Source organism: Aliivibrio sp. S4MY1 (assembly GCF_028765545.1).
GTDB lineage: Bacteria > Pseudomonadota > Gammaproteobacteria > Enterobacterales > Vibrionaceae > Aliivibrio.
Genome location: NZ_JARACP010000005.1, coordinates 49,518 through 68,351 on the forward strand (window position 1 = coordinate 49,518; position 18,834 = coordinate 68,351).

Here is an 18,834-nt window from a genome sequence, read left to right on the forward strand (position 1 = left end):
TTCTAGCCTATTAATTCTGAAATTTTAATTTTTGTTTTCAAAACGGATAATTCGTATTCTGTTGTCCCTAAGTCAGCACTCGCGCCACGAAGAATATCCACTTCTTCAACTTCTTTTGGCCAACCAGAAAAAGGGAGATTTAAGAAACCTTCATCGTCAGCTTTCGCTTGTCGGAAATAGACTTTCTGTGACCATTCTTGGTCTTCATTTCTTAACATCATGAAATCATCAGGTTGGTCTGTCGTGCTGCAAATTCGGTAACGTAATATGATTTGATTTTTTGGTGGCATCACAGTGATTGCTGCAATGTTGCTATCACTTTGCTTATTGATTAATTCTGCTCCAAAAACTGAATTATCAACTATGGGTAACTTGTAAATACTATCGCCTTCAAATGTTTGCTGCTTACTATAAACAGACATTTCATCAGTGGATACCGCGACATTAATATAATCAGTCTCTAGTGCGTTGATGTCATTTTCATTCAATGGTCTTTGACTATAATAGACATAACAATCGGTTTGCTGTTGGCCTAATATTTTATAAGGCAACCAAATATGAGGCATGGGGTGACTTATCCGTTTCGTATTATTTGAGCCATCATCTTTTGTTGGGCTTTCGTGTGTCGCTAGACATATTTCATCGTGATCAAAATCTACAAATTTTAATGTGACCTCTTCTTCTCCTAAATCAAATACTCTTGCTTGTTCACATAGATCGAGTTCACCAGAAAAGACTTTTTTTCCTTTTTGATACAATTCAAATTTTTCAAAAGAGACATTAGATTCTGGCAGAAACTCCGATCCTGTAATATTTACATGGTAGGCTTTTGATTTTCTTGGATTATCACCTTGATGATAATATTCACAAAAATAACCATTTTTATTAATAGCGATTTCTCGCCATACTTTATTTTTCCAAATAACGTAAAAGAAACCAGTTTTATATAATGTGTGTTCGGTTTCTTGCCTCTTCATTGGCACCACTGGTACTAGCACATTATCCCACTCTGCCATTTCTGTTTCTTTGGATACAGGAAGTAATGATTCGCTCAGTAACAGGTTTATCTCTTTGGCTGAGTTCATGCTTGGTAACGTCAAATACAGTGCTCGATTTCTATCATCTAAAGATGTAAATTCGACGAGACTCCGGTGTCCGTTTCTGCTGTCTTTTTTTGGCTTTACTGTCTTTTCATTGATGTTTTTTAATTTTGAAATCGAGATGGATGCTGCGTTATTAGGCCATTGCCCTGCAAACTCAATGACGATTTTATTATCACTCTTTTTTTCAGAAATAGGAGTAATGGATGAGGCGTTTGAACTTGAACGAAGTAAGGTCGGTTTTACTTTTAAACGAGAACGAGTAACAGAGGGGTTAACCACTTTATCAATACGTTTTTTTAAACCGCTTCCTTGAACTAAATGCAGACTATCGACACTTCGATGTTGGTTCATTAACGATAATGCAGCCCACTCCCCCTGTTCAACCAGTTGACGAATACGACTGACGGTTTGAAATACCCCTTGTGAATCACTAATTGCAGAGTGACGCTGTAAATTAATAGGTAACGATGCTTTTAATGAAGGTAAATCAGTAAAGCGATTAAGATGATTCAGTAATTCATTGGGAGTGAGTATATACGGCAAGTCTTTTTGAGTAAGTAGGCGAGCGGGGATAAGTTTAAATTGGCAGAGCATCTGCATCTCCACATTCAGTGTATTGAAAGTATCTAAAAATAAATTGCCTGCTATATAAATATGAACAGAGAACTCAGTCAAACCCTATTCCCCTTCACGCTTGGCTTCCTAGGTCGATATCTCTTGTTTTTGTAAATATCCAACCTCTTAGTTACATTCTTAGCTTTACACTTAATTCTCCTGTACGAAAGAGAAACAAAAAACGGCCCAATTAAGGACCGTTTAATTTGCTATAACCTTCAGATGAGCGCCTAATCTAATTGGTCACCAACTTACTTTTATTAAACGTATTCTCTGGGGTTAATTTAGCGAGTGTTACTACCAATGTAACCTGCGCGATTAACGCTAATATGAAAATAAGTGGGTTATCAAAAATGCCTGCAATTAGAAAACTGACAAGTGCGATTCCACCATTTAATAATGCATAAGGAAGTTGTGTCTTAAAGTGTTCGAACTGATCACATCCAGCTCCTGTTGAAGATAAGATCGTTGTTTCAGAGATTGGTGAACAGTGATCGCCAAACAAACCTCCAGAAAGTACAGCACCAATACAAGCGAACAGTGGCGCATCAATTGCGATAGCTGTCGGAATAACCAAGTGCATCATAATTGCAAATGTTCCCCATGACGATCCCGTAGCAAATGAAATGATCGCTGCCAGTAAAAAAGATACCGCTGGCACTAACCAATATGGAAAGCCGTTTTGAGCTTGCTCTGCAATATAAGCTGCCGCACCTAACTCTTTACCCACAGAGCTCAGAGTCCATGCAAGGATAAGAATAATTGCAACTTGCATCATGTTACCCATCCCTTTCATGTAAACAGAAATCCCATCTGATAGACTTCTTACTTTGTTCATTGCCATCAAGATAATTAATGTAAATGCGGCAAAGAAGTAAGCTGTAGATAAAGCAGAACGAAACACTGAACCAGAGACTTTTTCGAATGGGAAACCTAGAGGCGCAAGCATAAATACTAAAACAGCACCCATCACCAATAGCGGTGCCCATACAAACGAGGCTTTTGCATTTTTATGCGTAAAAATCTCTTTTGAAATATCGGATGATGCATGAAGTTCCCCCTTACTTGCTATTGCTTCAGCTTTTGCCATTGGGCCAAAATCCAATTTCTTTAATGCGACAAGTGGAACAATAGCTATCGCTAAAATTGCGTAGAATTGATATGGAATAGCGCCTAAAAATGCATCCCAATCCGTAATATCAGTAACATTTAATGCAGTAAATTCTTTCTGAATTAACCCCATGATATATACACCCCAACCAATGAATGGAATTAAAATAGCCACAGGTGATGAGGTTGAATCAATAATGAAGGCCAGTTTTTGACGAGAGATTTTTAATTTATCGAAAAGAGGACGAAAAACTGGACCAACAATTAATGGCGTACCTAAATCAGAGAAGAAAATGATGATCCCCCCTAGCCATGCCGAGGTTTGTGCCTGAAATTTACTTTTTACCCAAAGCGTTACTTTTTCTGCAAATGCAAGGCCACCACCCGACTTTTCCATTAGCGCAACAAATCCACCAATGAAAACCAGCAATACAATCACTCCGGCATTATAGCTATCTGTTAGTTGAGGTGAGATATAACTTTTAACCATGACACCAAATGTTTCAAACGGATCAAGCGTGGTAAACAAACCGTTTAGCATTGCTACTCCACTCAATACTCCCGCAAAAAGACCAACGACCACATTACGTGTCGTTAACGAGATAATCAGCGTTATAACAATGGGAATGAGGGAGGTAATGTCTGTCTGTTCCATAGTTGCGTTCCTTTTTATACTGCAAAAGAGTAAATATATATTCAATTAAAGTGACTATATATTTCACTAAGGAGAAAGTATAGTTTTTTATTCACTTTTTATGAATTTAAAATCATTGCATATTCTAAAGTCTCATTTTAAAAACTCAGATGCATTCAACCGAGGAATTTCGAAGCACCCTCTCGTAACAAAAATCAATAAATTAAGATGAAAACCTACTAATTTTATAAACTAAAGATTAAAAGTGCTTAATTAACAGCACATTTATTCTTTATTCTCTTTTTTATTCATTCAAAACACTCTTCAATCATATACAAGCCAGTTAATGAGAGAGCAAAGGTATGCCAAGAATCATTACATTATTAATAATCCTGTGTCTTACATTTAATAGTTATGCAAAAGAAACCATTTGGACTAATGATAATGTTCACTTCAATTCACTAATCTACGCTCAAAATCCTGATGATGCTTTTATTCAATCTGTAGTAACTTATGATTGTAAGAAGATCGAGATTTCAGTGGGGTTTAATGAAGCACCTCAATCCTTTTTAACGGCTGTGGTTAATGACAAAAAGATTAAGCTCAATAAATTTGGTGTGAATTATGATGGGTATGCCGTATAGAAGAACTGTTATTGGAGCAGTTTAAACAAGAAGAGTCGATTCATTTAACGGATACTCTTGGTGATAACTGCTATTTCACGACTCAATATTACTCTCAAGCAATGAAACATAGACTCACAACATACTTAAAAAATCGAGAAAAGTATTCACTGCAAGAAAGTAGTTAATATCTTTAAATAACAAAGCCGAATGCATAATACATTCGGCTTTGTTACTACTATAAAGTAAAAATTAACTATCCGCAGGGAAAACAACACCAGTTTGTTTGCGGATTTCTGTGGTTACTTTTGATATAAGCAATGAACGCTCAACCGCTTGCATATCCATTTGATTCGATTCAACTTGCTCGGCAAATTTAAACGCTTCATAAAACATTGGGTTGGCGTTTTGCTCAAGGGTCAAGTCTTCTGTTTCTCCACCACGATTTACTTTCGTTACTTTTTGGCCAATAGAGATCATCTCAGCTAAGATCGCCCCCTCTTCACCTTGGATCTCACTGGGTACATAAGAATCACTGGTCTTAGAGTGCATAACAACCACATCAAAGCCATCATAGCCACAAATGATACTGCCGTTACCATCAACACCAGAATCTAGCAGATGTGCCTGTGCTTGAATGGATGCAGGTTCACCAAATAACTCAACCATAGATCCTACACAATAAAAACCGATGTCCATAATCGAGCCATTTGAAAACTCAGGATTAAAAGTATTTGGGTTTTCACCATTAAGGTATTTAGGGTAACGAGAAGAGTACTGACAATAAGTGATGTGCGCTTTTCTAATCGCCCCTAAACTTGGCAAGTGTGATTTAATTTGCTGAAAGTTAGGTAAATATGGCGACATAAAGGCTTCAAACAGCACCACGTTATTCTCTTGTGCGGTTTGATAAGCGAGTTGTGCCTCTTGGTAATTTGAGGCGACTGGTTTTTCACAAATGACGTGTTTACCCTGCTTCATCATCTTAATGGATTGTGGAGCATGAAATGAATTAGGGCTTGCGATGTACACCGCATCCACTTCATCACACGCCGCTAATTTATCTAAACAATCAAAAGTTAAACTTACGCTAAATTTATCAGCAAATGCTTTAGCTTGTTCAATTGAGCGCGAATACACTGCAGATATTTGATATTTGCCACTATCTAGTGCAGCCGCTAAAAATCGTTCAGTGATCCAATTAGTTCCAATAACAGCAAGTTTTATCATGATTCAATCTCTTTATTGGTTTTCTGTTGTTTATTTCGCTTGAAGTGCTTGAGTTTTAAACTGAACACCCGCCCAACCGGTTACCATAAAATTTCGAATATTTTGATGATCATCCCCTTGTGGATTCTCTAATACATCCTGACGATAATATTGCCCAAAACATGCTAATGTTTGCTCTACACTGAGTTGATTTAATAAAGCGAAAGAAAAAATCTTACATGAGCCATTATTTTGATCGGCCAAATTAACCATTTTACCATTCGCAAATTCTGTTGGCGTAAAGTCATAGTGAGACTCAATCACGGCCATGGTTTCTGTAAATTCAATCAATTCAGGCTGTGTGCTTAATTTTTCAATAAATGCGTTTAACGTCATCATGACTTCCTTTTATCAACTTATTTCTATCTGATCCAATACAAAAAAACCTAGATAGAAGTTCTACCTAGGTTTCAATTATTTCGCTAATAGGTCTTGCCACTGTGGGTTTTTATTCATGTAATGAACCACATAAGAGCAAACAGGCACGATCAATAAATTGGATGTTCTCATCTCATGTAAGAATGACTCCATCATTACTTTGCCGTAGCCTTTTCCTTGTAGCTCATCAGGGATCCGAGTACTTATTACATCAAGAATATTACCTTTCTTTTCATAATACACTTTAGCAACTGCATCGCCTTCAAGGGCAATTAAATAACATTTATTATCTGGATCATGAGTTATTATGTTCATGCCTACATTTCCCTATTCTTTTAAAGTACAACTACTTTAATCAGTTCCACTTAAAAATGCGAGTCTCGTTTCCTTCTTGTGGCGCTTCTGGGATATTTAACGACAATAAAAATGAGATAAATGCCATCCCTGCCCCTACATAAAACACAGCAGCAGGTGACACAAGCCATATCACACCAAAGCTCACAGGAATAACCACGGCAGCAATATGGTTGATAGTAAAGGCTACACCAGCGGTTGATGCCATATCAGCAGGATCGGCAATTTTTTGGAAATACGTTTTAATCGCTAATGCTAAAGCAAAAAACAGATGATCGATAATGTACAGTGCTGCCGCCATTTCTGAGGTTTGTACCAATGCATAACCAACAAAAACAAAAATCAAACCAATGTATTCAAACATTAATGCTTTGCGCTCACCAACTACACCAATCCAGCGCCCTATCTTCTTGGCAAATAACCAGTTAAATGCATAGTTTGCTAAAAATAATAATGTAATATCAGCAGCTGAATAACCAAACTTCTCAACCATTAAAAAGCCAGCAAACACCATAAAGATCTGACGACGAGCACCACTCATAAAGGTTAATGCGTAATACAACCAATAACGCTTACGTAGTACCAGTTTCTTAGTTTGTTGGGTTTCGGTTTCAAAATTTGGAAACGATAACCACATAAAGATCGTCACGATTAATGCAATAGAACCTGCAATGAAGTAAATCCATTTAAACTCTAATTGAACTAATTCAAGCAATACCCATAACACGCCATAAGTACACAAAGAAGCAAGCGCACCGATAGAGATAAGCTTACCTAGCATCTCTGGTGCTTCTTCTTTGGTTAGCCATTGCAGCGATAGAGACTGCTTTAAGGTTTCAAAATAGTGGAAACCTACCGACATCAATAACGTTGTGCACAATAAGCCATATACGCTTGGGAAGAACCCAGTAATCGCAACACCTACCGCTAACATCACCAAAGAGAGGATCATGAACTTCTGCTCACGAATAAAAAGAAGGACGAAAACAGCAGTAAAGGCTAGAAAACCAGGGATCTCACGCACACTTTGCAATAACCCAATATCTGCACCAGTAAAAGCGGCTTTTTCTATTACAAAGTTATTCAACAGTGCATTCCACGTAGAGAAAGCAATGGGAACTACAATAGAAATTAAGATCAAAAAGGTTTTTGGATTTTTCCAATGAGCTAGGCTCGGCATGATTGTGACTCTTATTAATATTTAGATTTACACACTGTAACATAATTCATTGAAACATCGTCTTAGCCCATGGCGATCTTTACTTTATTTACCTTTTAATAATGATACTAAGTACTGAATACTTTCTGATACTTGTTCTGTTTTGGTATAAATCCCAACACTACCTGATTTTTCTGATCCTTGTGGAAGCTTCACAATGCCCAGTTCTGCCATTTTATCTTTGACTTGATTGGTATAAGGCATGATTGCATCACTGGTTTTTAGCATATCAATACTGGCTTTTAAGGAGTTGAGTTCATATACAACCCCTGTTTTTTGCTGTTTAAGATTGAACGCTTCCATGCCTTCATCGTTCAAAATCTTAGTATGTCTGATGTGATCAGGAGTGACTTTTATTAAAGGGTAATGTTCCAACTCATTTGATATTAGATCATTTGACAATAATGGATGCCCTTCCCTTACAAACCACGCTTCCTGTTCGATAAATAAAGGCATAAACAACACACGATGTCTTGGATCGATATTTTCGATTTCATGACCGATAAAAAGATCAATATCACCATTGAGTAATTGATTTAGCATAGAGAGACCATTACCAAACTCGATATACATTGAATTATTTGGATGCTGTTCCACAAACCGTTTAATGATATCGGCGGCAAAACATTCCCACCACGCCTCACCAATTCCTAATTTTATCTTACCCTGACTTCTGGCTTTCATGTCGGTCAGTTGATGCATCATTTGACTGTGTTTTTCAAACAAATCTTGTACATAACGATAATAAAGCCAGCCAGAACTAGTCAGTTCAACTCCTTTGGATTTTCGATGAAATAAGATCACATCCAAACTTTCTTCTAGTTTTTTAATTGCTGTCGTTAATGTCGGCTGACTAATAAACAGTTTTTCAGAAGCACCTTTAATGCTGCCTTGCCGAGCTACTTCATAAAAATAGCGTGATGATTTATCCATAATAAACACTCAGTAATTATTCTGACTTCACAATACTCATGATATAAATTTTTTCTATATCAGAGTTCAAATTATCAATTATTCATCACCGTTTTTTTTCGCTATATTGCGTTTAATTTCTTTTAGTTAGTGGAATAAAAAATATGGAAAAGCGTTGGTGGCATAACAGTGTTGTTTATCAAATTTACCCTCGTAGCTTCTGTGACTCAAATAATGATGGTATTGGTGATCTACAAGGTATTATTAATAAACTGGATTACTTGCAAGGTCTTGGTATTGATGTAATTTGGCTTTCTCCGGTTTACCAATCGCCAATGGATGATAACGGTTATGACATTTCTGATTATCAAGCGATTGCGGCTGAATTTGGCACCATGGAAGACATGAAGCGTTTAATGCAGCAAGCGGAAGATCGCGGCATTAAAGTGGTCATGGATTTAGTGGTTAACCACACATCAGACGAACACGCTTGGTTTGTTGAAGCTAAAAGCGATAAAAATAGTCAATACCGTGATTTTTATATCTGGCGTGATGCGGGTGAAAACGGCGAAGCACCAAGTGATATTGGATCCATTTTTGGTGGTTCAGCATGGCAGTGGGATGAAGAGAATCAACAATATTATTTCCACTTATTCTCTAAACGCCAACCGGATTTAAACTGGGAGAACCCAGAAGTTCATCAAAAAGTCTTTGATATGATGAACTGGTGGATTGACCAAGGTATTGGTGGCTTCCGTCTAGATGTTATCGATTTAATCGGCAAAGAAGTCGACAAGAAAATCACCGGTGATGGTGAGCGTCTTCACCCGCTTCTTCAAAAAATGAACCAAGCGACATTCGGTGATAAAGACCTGCTTACGGTAGGCGAAACATGGGGAGCAACACCTGAGAGTGCTCAACTTTATAGTGATCCTGCTCGTCAGGAACTCTCTATGGTGTTCCAGTTTGAGCATATTACCCTGCTTTGGGAAGACGGCGATAAATGGAAACCTAAGCCGCTTGATCTCGCCCTATTTAAGCAAGTGATGACCAGATGGCAAGTAGAGCTAAACAATAAGGGGTGGAACTCGCTATTTTGGAATAACCACGACTTGCCTCGTGTTGTCTCTAAATACGGCTGTGATGGCCAATATCGTGTTGAGTCGGCAAAAATGCTGGCAACCACTCTGCATATGATGAAAGGCACGCCTTATATTTTCCAAGGTGAAGAGATCGGTATGACGAACGTCGCATTCGATACATTAGAAGAGTACAAAGACATTGAAACGTTGAACTTCTATCGAGTAAAAACCGAATCAGGTGTAAGTCATGAGAGCATGATGAAAGGGATCCATGCCAATAGCCGTGACAATGCACGCACACCAATGCACTGGGATAACTCTGATAATGCAGGATTTACTCAAGGTACACCTTGGATCAAACTAAACCCGAATTACCCTGAGATCAACGTTGCCGCAGCACTAGAAGATAAAAACTCAATTTTCTATCACTATCAAAAACTGATAGCTCTGAGAAAACAGAATCCAGTGATTGTCTATGGTGATTTTATTCCTCTGTTTGAAGCGCACTCTGCAGTGTTTGCTTATGAGCGTAAAGATAACGAGCAACACTTCGTTGTGTTAAACAACTTTAGTGCAGAGCCACAAACATTAGAATTGCCTGAGCATATTGCCAACCGCTCTGTGGAGTGCCTAATTAGTAATCTTGAACCAACAACACAATTAGGCTCAGATCTGACGTTAGCACCTTATCAAAGCTTGGTTTTAGCGCTTTAAACCTGCGTTTGAACTGCCTTGTAGCGCTCTATTACTTTCACTGGTATAGGGCGTTACTTTTTTGCATTATCACATCCCTTTAAACAAACTTTGAGCACTTCTGCTCACGGGTAATTTCGCGTTACCAATGTGAACACACAAATGCCCAAGTAAATCCTTTTTCACTTTTTTAATTTGAGCAACATTAACAATGCTTGAACGGTGAATTTGCCAAAAATGATCAGGATTGATCTTTTGCTGTAACTCTTTTAGCGAACTGCGAATAAGGTACTCCGTTATATCGATATCATTTTGCTTGGCATAAACCGAAACGTATTTATCCTCTGCTTTAAAATACAAAACATCTGCAACAGAAATTAAATGTAGATCTTCACCTTTGTACGCTTTAATCCAGCTTAAATATTCTGGTTGTTGCTGTGCAGACAATTGCTGTATCTGAGCAAAAAGATCACTCAATACATCTTGATCCTGTTTAGCTTCTGAGTATTTATCTTGTTGAGTTAACCTTTGCTTTAATTTCTCACAGGTAGCTTCAAGTCTGGTTTCAGATATGGGTTTCAACACATAATCAATCGCATTGGTTTCAAACGCTTTTACCGCAAATTCGTCGTAAGCGGTAATAAACACAATTAACGGCGCTACGGTACTTTTTTGTAATTTTGCCGCCAATGCCATGCCATCTAGCTCTGGCATTTTTATATCTAAAAAGGCGATATCCGGTTGGTGTTGCTCTATTGCATCAAGCGCTTCTTTACCGTTAGCACATACCGCTACAATATCTAAATCAAGCCAAAGATCCGATAACATTTTTTCTAAATGAAAGCGTAATAGTGGCTCATCATCGGCAATAACGGCGGTAATTGATTTACTCATGAATATTCCTTGTTTAGTTGAAACAGTTTATCCGATGGAATAATCAGCTCTGCATTTACACCACCGTCTTTATTTTCAGTGATGCGAACAGAAGCACTGCCATCAAACAGATCATGCAATCGTTGTTTAATATTATTTAAGCTCATTCCATGCCCCTTACTCGATGGCATCGGTTCTAACCCAATACCATTATCCGAGATAACAACAATAAACTGGTTATTCTCTTGCTTAAACTGAACCATAAGCCTTCCTCCCTGAGCACTCGGCTCTATACCGTGAGTAATGGCATTTTCAACCAGAGGCTGAATTAACAAAGGAGGCAGAGAAATAAGCTCAACTACCTGATTATCAATCTCATACGTTAAACGATCCCCTAAGCGGATCTGTTGAATCGATAAATAGGCATTTAATAACTCAATTTCTTGCTCAATGGTAATTAATGGATTTCGGTTTGTTTTTAACGATCCTCGAAGTAAATCGGTCAGCTTCTCTAACATCAGTTTTGCTTTATTGCTGTCTAACTCAATTAACGCACTGATATTCGCCAATGTATTAAATAAAAAATGTGGCTCAATTTGACTTTGAAGCTGACTTAACTGGCTTAATACCAACGCTTTCTCTTGCTCTAACTGTTTACGTTTAGAGAGTGCCAACGCTTGCTCTGCTAACATGGTTTTCTCAGTTGCGTGAAAGTAATAAAAGCAGATAGCGGTAAAGATCAACCCTAGTAATACGATGGGTTGAAGTGCTTCTAAGGTGGCGAAATCGTCATATTTATTTAGCCATAATGATGCGTGAAACGTACCTAATGTGATAGAAAGCACCATGGCTAATACAGTGGAGTACGCTTTTTTTAAAGTAGGAAAGTTATTCTCTAACACAAATGAGCATAAAACGGCACTATAGCCATAACCCAAACTAATAATGATGTGCTCATAAAATGGTGATGGCCAAATATTGCTCGTTATCATGGCGATAACCACACAGAATACCGTTGTGATAAGTAAACTTTTTACTAATTGCAGTATCGTTTCTTTTCGCTCACTCATTAGAATCGTCCTTTTATATTCAGTAACAGCATATGCTTATCGGATAAATTTGCATACGCTGAGTCGCTTTTTCCTGTCAAAAAACGCGCGGCAAGTTCCATTTCCACACTTGAATCACCTGAATCATGAAGCAAATAATTTAGCCATTGCGTTGCAATTACTCCGTTATCTTCTGGTGAATACAAGAGATCAAATGTTGGGGTAAACTGACTTAACCATGAGATGTCTTTACTCCACTGCCACGCTGTCCATGCGTTAGGATCCAAACTCCAATGAAACATCATGTTATGCTGAACCATATTGACATGATTAAAGCCTTGTTGATATGACGGTGTTGCTACAGTAAGCGCATTATTCCATTCGTTTTTACTCCATGCTCGACTGTCATACCAATACTCTACAACGACACTGCTTCCGATTTCATTTGCCCAAGTTAGCCCTACCAGCGCTTGATAGGCATTTTCTTCTTTTTCTAAAGTAACAGGATAACGTGTGATACTTGACTGCTGATAAGAAAGGTACTTTGATTGATACACTGCCGAGCCATGAAACTCCCACGCGGTATCTAGCACAGTAACGATACTTGCGCCCAACAACCCTTGTCGAACATCATCATAATAAGCAACCCATTGGTATTCTGTATCTCCCACTAACGCATAGCGTCTTATCCCAATTCCTTGCTGTTCACTTTGCTCTTCTAACTCACTTCCTTTTTGTTGCGTCCATGATGAGTCGGTATAAATTAACGACCATTCACCTTGGTCATCAAAATAAGAGACCGAAGCGACACCGGCCCCTTCCTCTACTTGTATGCCAACAGGGTTTCGACGATAAGGGGTAAAAATATCCAGCGGGCGATATCCATAACCAACCCCCCAATCGACTCTTACTTTACCCAATTGTAGATCCAATGAAATATCGGCAATATCAATGCTGCTTTGCCAAAATAATTCACTGACAATTAACTCAGATTCTGCACTTTTATCTTCTGATTGAATGCTAGATTGGGCATAAAGATCATTACCTTTAAGAGCCACCACCGCATTCCAGTTCTGATAACCGATTTGAACATCCAATAGCCCATTAAACGACTCTTGGTGTTCATTGTCTGTCATTGGAGAAAAAACCGTCTCTCGCTGTTGAACCGTTTCGGCACTCAGCATCCAATCCCACTCGAAAGTCATCTCAGAGGCTTGAGCGCTTAAAGAAGCCACCCAAGCACTACAATACACTAGTCGTTCTAGCCAAGGTTTCATGATCACAAATCCAACTGTTTGGTGCGTGACAGATAAGCAGGGTTATAATATTTATCGGCAATCTCTGTTGGTGTAATTTCTTTATATTCAATCACCGTTTTTTGATTGGTTTGAATTTGATCATTTAACACCATTGAAATCACTTTGGTTTCGCCTTCTCTTATCCCTTTAATAAACCACGCTTCTTTAGCCATTTTTCCTGACCGCAAATACAAATCGGCTTTAATCGGAAAACCCGTTCCTTGCTCTAGCCATAAATCGATAGTGAAATAACTCGCGCCTTTTGTTGTCGCTTTTAGTTTAATCTTCTCAGTTTGAATCGCTTGACCATCGGTTAGGTCGAACGTTGTCGATTCAATCCACTCACCTTGATAATCCTCACTCCACGTTAACGTTGAAATGTCACCCACTGAGGCTTCACCGAGTAACTTTTGCATCGGTGTAATGCGGATTGGGCGGCGGCTTTTGGGCATGAGTAACCAATAGTTATCCCCTAGCATCAACATCTTTTGTCCGGCTTCCACTTGAGAATTAAACAACACCAAAGATTCTCTATTTTCTCGTGTGTATACCGTGTATTGGCGAGTTTTATCTAGCTCGTCATTTTTGTATAGCTTAACCTCAGAGACCACTTTTGCTGAACTTTCACCTAAGCGAAAATCATCGGCCTTTTTCACCAGTTGTTTAACTTGGGCCCCAGTCAAGCTGTTCGTATTATCCATATTTTGCGTTGTTGCGATTGCAGTAGATTGAAAACCAATAAGCACAAACAGAATAAATAAGTGAGATAATTTAGACATAAATAAGCGCCTCCGTAATTGGTTTTTTTACGCCTTTTTTGGCAGATAAGTACGCTGCCAGTAAACAAATACACACAACACCAACGCCTGCATAAGCCACTAATTCAAATGAGAAATAAATATTCAGTGGGTACCCATCCGTTCTTCCCGGTGGTGGTGGCATCTGTACATCCACCACTAGCAACAGTATTGTCGTTAAGGCTGTCATTACTGCACCAAGAACCACACCTATCACCGCAAGTAAGCCAGCTTCTCGTAAGAATGAGTGAATGATCTCATTAGGATAGCTGCCTAATGCGGATAAAGTGCCGATCTCACGCGTTCTTTCTGTTACTGACATCGTCATGGTATTAAACAAAGCCACAAATACGACTAAGCCCATCACAAAGCCCATTACACCAAAGATAAGATCATATAAATCTTTCACTTTGTTGTAGAAAAAAGCACGCTCTTGCCATGGCGTGATTTCAACGTCGTAATCAAGTGGCATTGTTTGTAACTCTTGATCTAATCGTTGATGTAACTCGGAGGTTTTCTCAGTATCAAATAAAAAAACCGATAAGGTACTCACTTTCTCTGATAGCAGTAACTCTTGTGCAGAATCGATATGAATATAAAGCTGACGTTTATCTAACTCGGGAACACCCGTTGAATAGGTGCCATGCACTTTAAAATCAAACGCATTAAGTGCCCCTTCGCTGGTGGTTGCCAGTAAAGTTACCCAGTCACCCACACTGACGTTGAGGTTTCTCGCTAAATCGATCCCAAGCATGATTTCTGGTTCCATTACATCGTATCGACTTGAAGTAATGTCGGTTAAGGTTTTGCCCGTCCTCATGTCTAAAAATGGGCCTTTCATATCAAATTCTCGATCATTCACCCCAGTTCCCATAAAAATCGTCGATTTTACGCCATTAGAAATTAGCCCTGTAAAATCAATACGAGGTTGTACGCCTCTTACTTCATCGTATTTCATCAAGGTGCGAATTAATTCTGATGTCTCTGATAACCCATTGCTTAACGGCATCTCTTCATCACTTTCAAAGTAACCCGGTTGGCTTAATGTAAGATGACCCGTATCTCTTGCTGTGGATTCTTTTAATGAGTCATAAGTATATAAACCAAACCCACCCGCACTGGTTAATGCAAATACGGCAATCGTGATAATTAAAATAGAAAGCGCACTGCGACGAGCATTCCGCAATAAATTCAACCACGCTAAACGCAGTGAATAAGGTAATAGTGAGATTAACTTGCCCATGACACGGCCTCCTTGCTGATGGTTCCATCCAGTAAGTTGATGCACGTATCGCAATGTTGCGCCATTCGATAATCATGCGTTGCAACAATAAAGGTGGTGCCAATTTCCTTCCCGAGCGCTTTCATAATATCAATCACGGTCTCTGCAGTTTGGCTATCTAGACTGGCTGTTGGCTCATCCGCAATAACTAAGCTTGGTTTATGAACTAAGGCACGAGCAATGGCAACGCGTTGTTGTTGTCCACCAGAAAGGTTATCCGGTCGATGGTGAATAAAATCGCCTAACCCCACTTTTTCTAACATTTCAGTGGCTAAGATCGTTTGATCTTTACTGCTGTATCCATTTAACACTAATGGATATGCGACGTTCTCTAATGCGGTCATCACGGGGACTAAATTAAAACGCTGAAACACAAAGCCCAGTTGGTGGCGTCGTAACTTAGCCGCTTGAATGGGATCTTTAGGGTAAAACTCACCGTCCATTTTTATTTCTCCCTGATAATCCATATCAAGTAAGCCTAAGATGTTTAATAAGGTACTTTTTCCTGAACCGGACGGCCCGCATAACGCCACCATGCTGCCTTTTATGATAAAACCATCTACTTTTTTCAGAGCCTCCACACGCTGTGAACCGAGCTGATAGGTTTTTTCTATACCTTTAAAACTGATCATCATTATCTCCTAATTACTTGCGGTAATAAGTGATTGAGCGTTAAGGGATTCTGGGTGAATGTTATCTTGTTTTAACATCACGGCCAGCCATTGATTGGCTTGTGCTTGGTCTTCTGCTCTAAGTGCCGCTTGTACTGCGTATCCGTATACCCAAGCCGTCGCTTCATAAGGCTGCTCTTGGAATGTTGGCTCGGAAAGTAGAGCTAAATAGAGATCATAACCACGCTCAAAGTGATTAAACATATCAGGAAGTTGTGAATAGGTTGCCGCCGCTAGCGCACGAGTGAGATAAGACTCAGGTAAACCTGAAACTATCGGCTGTTCTTCAATTAGTGCATTTTCTGTCGCGAGTAAATTTAACCCTTTCCCTATTTTCGCTAGTCCTTGCTCAACGTATTTCATTGCGGTCCATGGCATCATGGCATCTCGACCTTTTAGGGTTTCTGCACTTCCTAAATAAACCAGTGTCAGTGGTGTTGCTCCATCAGTTTGAATCAATTCCTCAAAACGATCATAAGCAGGCTCTACAAGATCTTCATTTCCAGCCGCTGCTTGGTTATATGTTGAAATGTCTTCATCCGTTAACGCCGCTTGAGTAGAAAACGTCATTACACTTATTAATAAACTTACTATTGCTGTTATTTGTTTCACCTGTCTGTCCTTAATTAAATGATCCTGTTTGATGTTTACAGATTAACTAAAGAAAGGATAAAAAAACGTGGGATGCGACGAACGGTAAATAGAGAGGATGAATGGTAATAATGAGTTTAAATACTTGTCATCGATACCTATTCTGGTTAAGTTTAATGCTTACTAATTAGACAAGGATGCGTGTAATGGAAATAGTGATTCGCCGAACAGAAGTAAAAGACATTGATGGGTTGTGTGAATTATACAGCCAACCTCAAGCTCAGGCGCAAACTCTCCAACTCCCTATTCCATCACGCGCACTCTGGGAAAAACGACTCTCAGCAATACCTGATAATGTTTACAGCTATGTCGCTCTTATTGATGGTAAAGTTGTCGGTAATATTGGCTTTGAACAAGTAACACGCCCAAGAACCCAGCATGTTGCGCACTTTGGTATGGGGGTTCACGATGACTATCACGGTCGTGGGGTTGGAAGTAAATTATTAGAAACGGTGTTAGATCTTGCGGACAACTGGCTCAATGTGAGACGCATTGAAATTGATGCGTTTGTCGACAATCACGCTGCTCTAAGGTTATATAAAAAATTCGGGTTTGTTATTGAAGGAGAAGCGATTGATTCTGCGTTTAGAAATGGTGAATTCATTAACACCTATTATTTGGCTCGCATTAATCGTAACTAACTTCTCCTTTCTTTTAGTGACAAAATTTAATTAAACGCGGCGGGCCGTTTCTAGATATTAGGAGCAACCGCCATACTTAACGTAATTGACTGTCTTTACTTGCTCTGCGGTTATAAGCACTGAATGCTTTTTCACGCGCATCTTCTTTTGCCTGACACTCAACACACAACTCTACACCCGGTATTATTTTTCGTCGTGCTTCTGGAATTAATTCCCCACACTCTAAACAATAATTTGTCTCATTGTGCTCATGATGAAGATGCGATCGAGCACGATTAATTGCATCAATTACGGTGGCATCTATTTGTTCTTGGACGCCACCATCTCTTGTAAATCCATTAGCCATAATGGTCTCCAGTTAATGAAATAACGACTAGGAGAGCATTATCTATTATTAACGGTATTTTGATAATAGCGCTAAATGTGAATTACTATTACAGTTGTGTAATAAACAAATTAAGGGGATATTAAAAAAGCCGCAAAATTAACTTACGGCTTTCATTCATAACTAGAGCATTAAATATGTCGTTAAGCGATAGTTTTTACATACTCTTCCCAATATTGAGTAGCAACTTTAATCGCCTCTTCTCTTGGGTAGTTTTCTGCTCGTTTATTTGCCCACAATACATTGGCCACATTAAAAATAACAGTGTTCGCCATTAGCTGTAATTGTTCTGATTTAGTGCCTAACAAACAAGATTGAGGGACTGGTAAATCTTCAATTAATGCTTCTTCCCAATACAGCTCTTCACATACCCCTTTTGATGCACACCATAGAGACTGGCTAACTTTAGGGTTAAATTCAGATTCTCCCCCCATCCCTTTAAAGCACAGTGCTAATTCAGAGCAGTCATCAGTTGCTTGTTGTAAGCGAGATTCCGCTTCACCATGCAGTTGTGGTAAGCCTGGGTGGAAGCTGCCACGTAATGAAATAGGCGCAGATGCTGGGTTTAACATGCGTGCACAGGTATTCGCAGGGGTACGTAAACCATACTCATGTTGCCATAACAGCATGGTTTCGACTTGAGGAGCGTAAACCGATAGCGGTAAATAAGCGATATTTCCTTCATCTAGTGCTTTTTGTGTCTCTGCAATACTTGTGCAACTTGGAATATTTAGCTTATCAATCACTTGAGATACGTGTTCACGTGTACTGCCTAATTGCAAATGTCCGTGAATAAGCACTCTAAAGCCTTTATTTGCAAGAATTTGTGCTGCGTATAACTGCCATGATGGACCTTGAACTTGACGCTTACCGGCAAAACACGCCCAATCAATATCAACGTTAAGATCTTTTAGCTCTGGCGTTTGTTCGTTACGAATAAACTCACGAATGGCCGTTGTAAAGCCGCTGATCTCCTCAACCGTTTCATTTTGAACTCGGATAAGCATCATTAGCATTGCCATCTTGTCACTAGAGACTTCACCGGCAAGATATTCTTTCATTACTTGGTAAGCTTGATCAAACGTCAATGGTTTACGGCTACGTTCACCACGCCCTACGGTTCTAATGCATTCTATAATTGAGCTCATGACTGTCCTTGTATTTTCTTTATAATTTTCAACTACACAGACGTTAT

Annotated in this window: 19 protein-coding genes; 3 read left to right on the forward strand and 16 right to left on the reverse strand. The window is 39.0% G+C overall.

Translation table 11 applies throughout. The features are described 5' to 3' along the window. Positions 1-2: 2 nt before the first annotated feature. Both PVK71_RS07000 and PVK71_RS07005 read right to left on the reverse strand, forming a co-directional pair. The gene (locus PVK71_RS07000; protein WP_274418732.1) at positions 3-1,778 is read right to left on the reverse strand and encodes a hypothetical protein; all 1,776 of its coding nucleotides are present in this window, start codon (positions 1,776-1,778) and stop codon (positions 3-5) included. 175 nt (positions 1,779-1,953) lie between these two features. Continuing rightward, positions 1,954-3,483 (reverse strand): Na+/H+ antiporter NhaC family protein, encoded by a 1,530-nt coding sequence (locus PVK71_RS07005; RefSeq protein ID WP_274418731.1) that lies wholly within the window; start codon positions 3,481-3,483, stop codon positions 1,954-1,956. Positions 3,484-3,824: 341 nt separating this feature from the next. Between PVK71_RS07005 and PVK71_RS07010 the strand changes: the two genes are divergently transcribed. Then, the gene (locus PVK71_RS07010) at positions 3,825-4,106 is read left to right on the forward strand and encodes a hypothetical protein (protein WP_274418730.1); all 282 of its coding nucleotides are present in this window, start codon (positions 3,825-3,827) and stop codon (positions 4,104-4,106) included. A gap of 231 nt (positions 4,107-4,337) precedes the next feature. On the opposite strand, the gene PVK71_RS07015 is transcribed toward PVK71_RS07010, so the two are convergent. The 5 genes from PVK71_RS07015 to PVK71_RS07035 all read right to left on the reverse strand — a co-directional run bounded on the left by PVK71_RS07015 (position 4,338) and on the right by PVK71_RS07035 (position 8,238). Continuing rightward, positions 4,338-5,315 (reverse strand): Gfo/Idh/MocA family protein, encoded by a 978-nt coding sequence (locus PVK71_RS07015; protein ID WP_274418729.1) that lies wholly within the window; start codon positions 5,313-5,315, stop codon positions 4,338-4,340. 30 nt (positions 5,316-5,345) lie between these two features. After that, the gene (locus PVK71_RS07020) at positions 5,346-5,693 is read right to left on the reverse strand and encodes a HopJ type III effector protein (protein WP_274418728.1); all 348 of its coding nucleotides are present in this window, start codon (positions 5,691-5,693) and stop codon (positions 5,346-5,348) included. A 75-nt stretch (positions 5,694-5,768) separates the two neighbouring features. After that, the gene (locus tag PVK71_RS07025; protein WP_274418727.1) at positions 5,769-6,047 is read right to left on the reverse strand and encodes a GNAT family N-acetyltransferase; all 279 of its coding nucleotides are present in this window, start codon (positions 6,045-6,047) and stop codon (positions 5,769-5,771) included. Positions 6,048-6,087: 40 nt separating this feature from the next. Then, on the reverse strand, positions 6,088-7,266 hold the full coding sequence (locus PVK71_RS07030; protein WP_274418725.1) for an MFS transporter: 1,179 nt from the start codon (positions 7,264-7,266) through the stop codon (positions 6,088-6,090). 84 nt (positions 7,267-7,350) lie between these two features. After that, complete coding sequence (locus PVK71_RS07035; protein ID WP_274418723.1) at positions 7,351-8,238, reverse strand: LysR family transcriptional regulator; 888 nt, start codon at positions 8,236-8,238, stop codon at positions 7,351-7,353. Positions 8,239-8,381: 143 nt separating this feature from the next. Between PVK71_RS07035 and PVK71_RS07040 the strand changes: the two genes are divergently transcribed. Beyond that, positions 8,382-10,013 (forward strand): glycoside hydrolase family 13 protein, encoded by a 1,632-nt coding sequence (locus tag PVK71_RS07040; protein WP_274418722.1) that lies wholly within the window; start codon positions 8,382-8,384, stop codon positions 10,011-10,013. Positions 10,014-10,082: 69 nt separating this feature from the next. Here the strand turns inward: PVK71_RS07040 and PVK71_RS07045 are convergent, their stop codons facing one another. Genes PVK71_RS07045 through PVK71_RS07075 form a run of 7 tightly spaced genes read right to left on the reverse strand, consistent with a single transcriptional unit; the run spans position 10,083 to position 16,574 of the window. Further along, the gene (locus PVK71_RS07045; RefSeq protein WP_274418721.1) at positions 10,083-10,886 is read right to left on the reverse strand and encodes a LytR/AlgR family response regulator transcription factor; all 804 of its coding nucleotides are present in this window, start codon (positions 10,884-10,886) and stop codon (positions 10,083-10,085) included. After that, a complete protein-coding gene (locus tag PVK71_RS07050; RefSeq protein ID WP_274418720.1) occupies positions 10,883-11,935 on the reverse strand; it encodes a sensor histidine kinase in 1,053 nt (350 codons plus the stop codon). Before PVK71_RS07050 ends, PVK71_RS07045 begins: the two co-directional genes overlap by 4 nt. After that, positions 11,935-13,191, reverse strand: coding sequence for a hypothetical protein (locus PVK71_RS07055; protein WP_274418719.1), 1,257 nt, complete (start codon positions 13,189-13,191; stop codon positions 11,935-11,937). Before PVK71_RS07055 ends, PVK71_RS07050 begins: the two co-directional genes overlap by 1 nt. Positions 13,192-13,193: 2 nt before the next feature. Beyond that, positions 13,194-13,991 carry an outer membrane lipoprotein-sorting protein gene (locus tag PVK71_RS07060; RefSeq protein WP_443111712.1) on the reverse strand — a complete coding sequence of 266 codons (798 nt, stop codon included), beginning with the start codon at positions 13,989-13,991 and terminating at the stop codon, positions 13,194-13,196. Then, a complete protein-coding gene (locus PVK71_RS07065) occupies positions 13,984-15,252 on the reverse strand; it encodes an ABC transporter permease (protein ID WP_274418718.1) in 1,269 nt (422 codons plus the stop codon). The genes PVK71_RS07060 and PVK71_RS07065 overlap by 8 nt, the downstream gene beginning before the upstream one ends. After that, positions 15,240-15,923: an ABC transporter ATP-binding protein gene (locus PVK71_RS07070; RefSeq protein WP_155672431.1), complete on the reverse strand. Its 684-nt coding sequence runs from the start codon at positions 15,921-15,923 to the stop codon at positions 15,240-15,242. Before PVK71_RS07070 ends, PVK71_RS07065 begins: the two co-directional genes overlap by 13 nt. A 9-nt stretch (positions 15,924-15,932) precedes the next feature. Further along, on the reverse strand, positions 15,933-16,574 hold the full coding sequence (locus tag PVK71_RS07075; protein WP_274418717.1) for a hypothetical protein: 642 nt from the start codon (positions 16,572-16,574) through the stop codon (positions 15,933-15,935). A gap of 185 nt (positions 16,575-16,759) precedes the next feature. Here PVK71_RS07075 and PVK71_RS07080 point away from each other — a divergent pair, with 185 nt between their 5' ends. Continuing rightward, positions 16,760-17,254, forward strand: a complete 495-nt coding sequence (locus tag PVK71_RS07080; protein WP_155651997.1) for a GNAT family N-acetyltransferase — start codon at positions 16,760-16,762, stop codon at positions 17,252-17,254. Between the two features lie 76 nt (positions 17,255-17,330). Here the strand turns inward: PVK71_RS07080 and PVK71_RS07085 are convergent, their stop codons facing one another. Both PVK71_RS07085 and PVK71_RS07090 read right to left on the reverse strand, forming a co-directional pair. Then, the gene (locus PVK71_RS07085; RefSeq protein ID WP_155672434.1) at positions 17,331-17,600 is read right to left on the reverse strand and encodes a DksA/TraR family C4-type zinc finger protein; all 270 of its coding nucleotides are present in this window, start codon (positions 17,598-17,600) and stop codon (positions 17,331-17,333) included. Positions 17,601-17,782: 182 nt separating this feature from the next. Beyond that, entirely contained in the window at positions 17,783-18,787 is a 1,005-nt protein-coding gene (locus PVK71_RS07090) for a glycosyl transferase family protein (RefSeq protein WP_274418716.1), read from the reverse strand. Positions 18,788-18,834 lie beyond the last annotated feature (47 nt).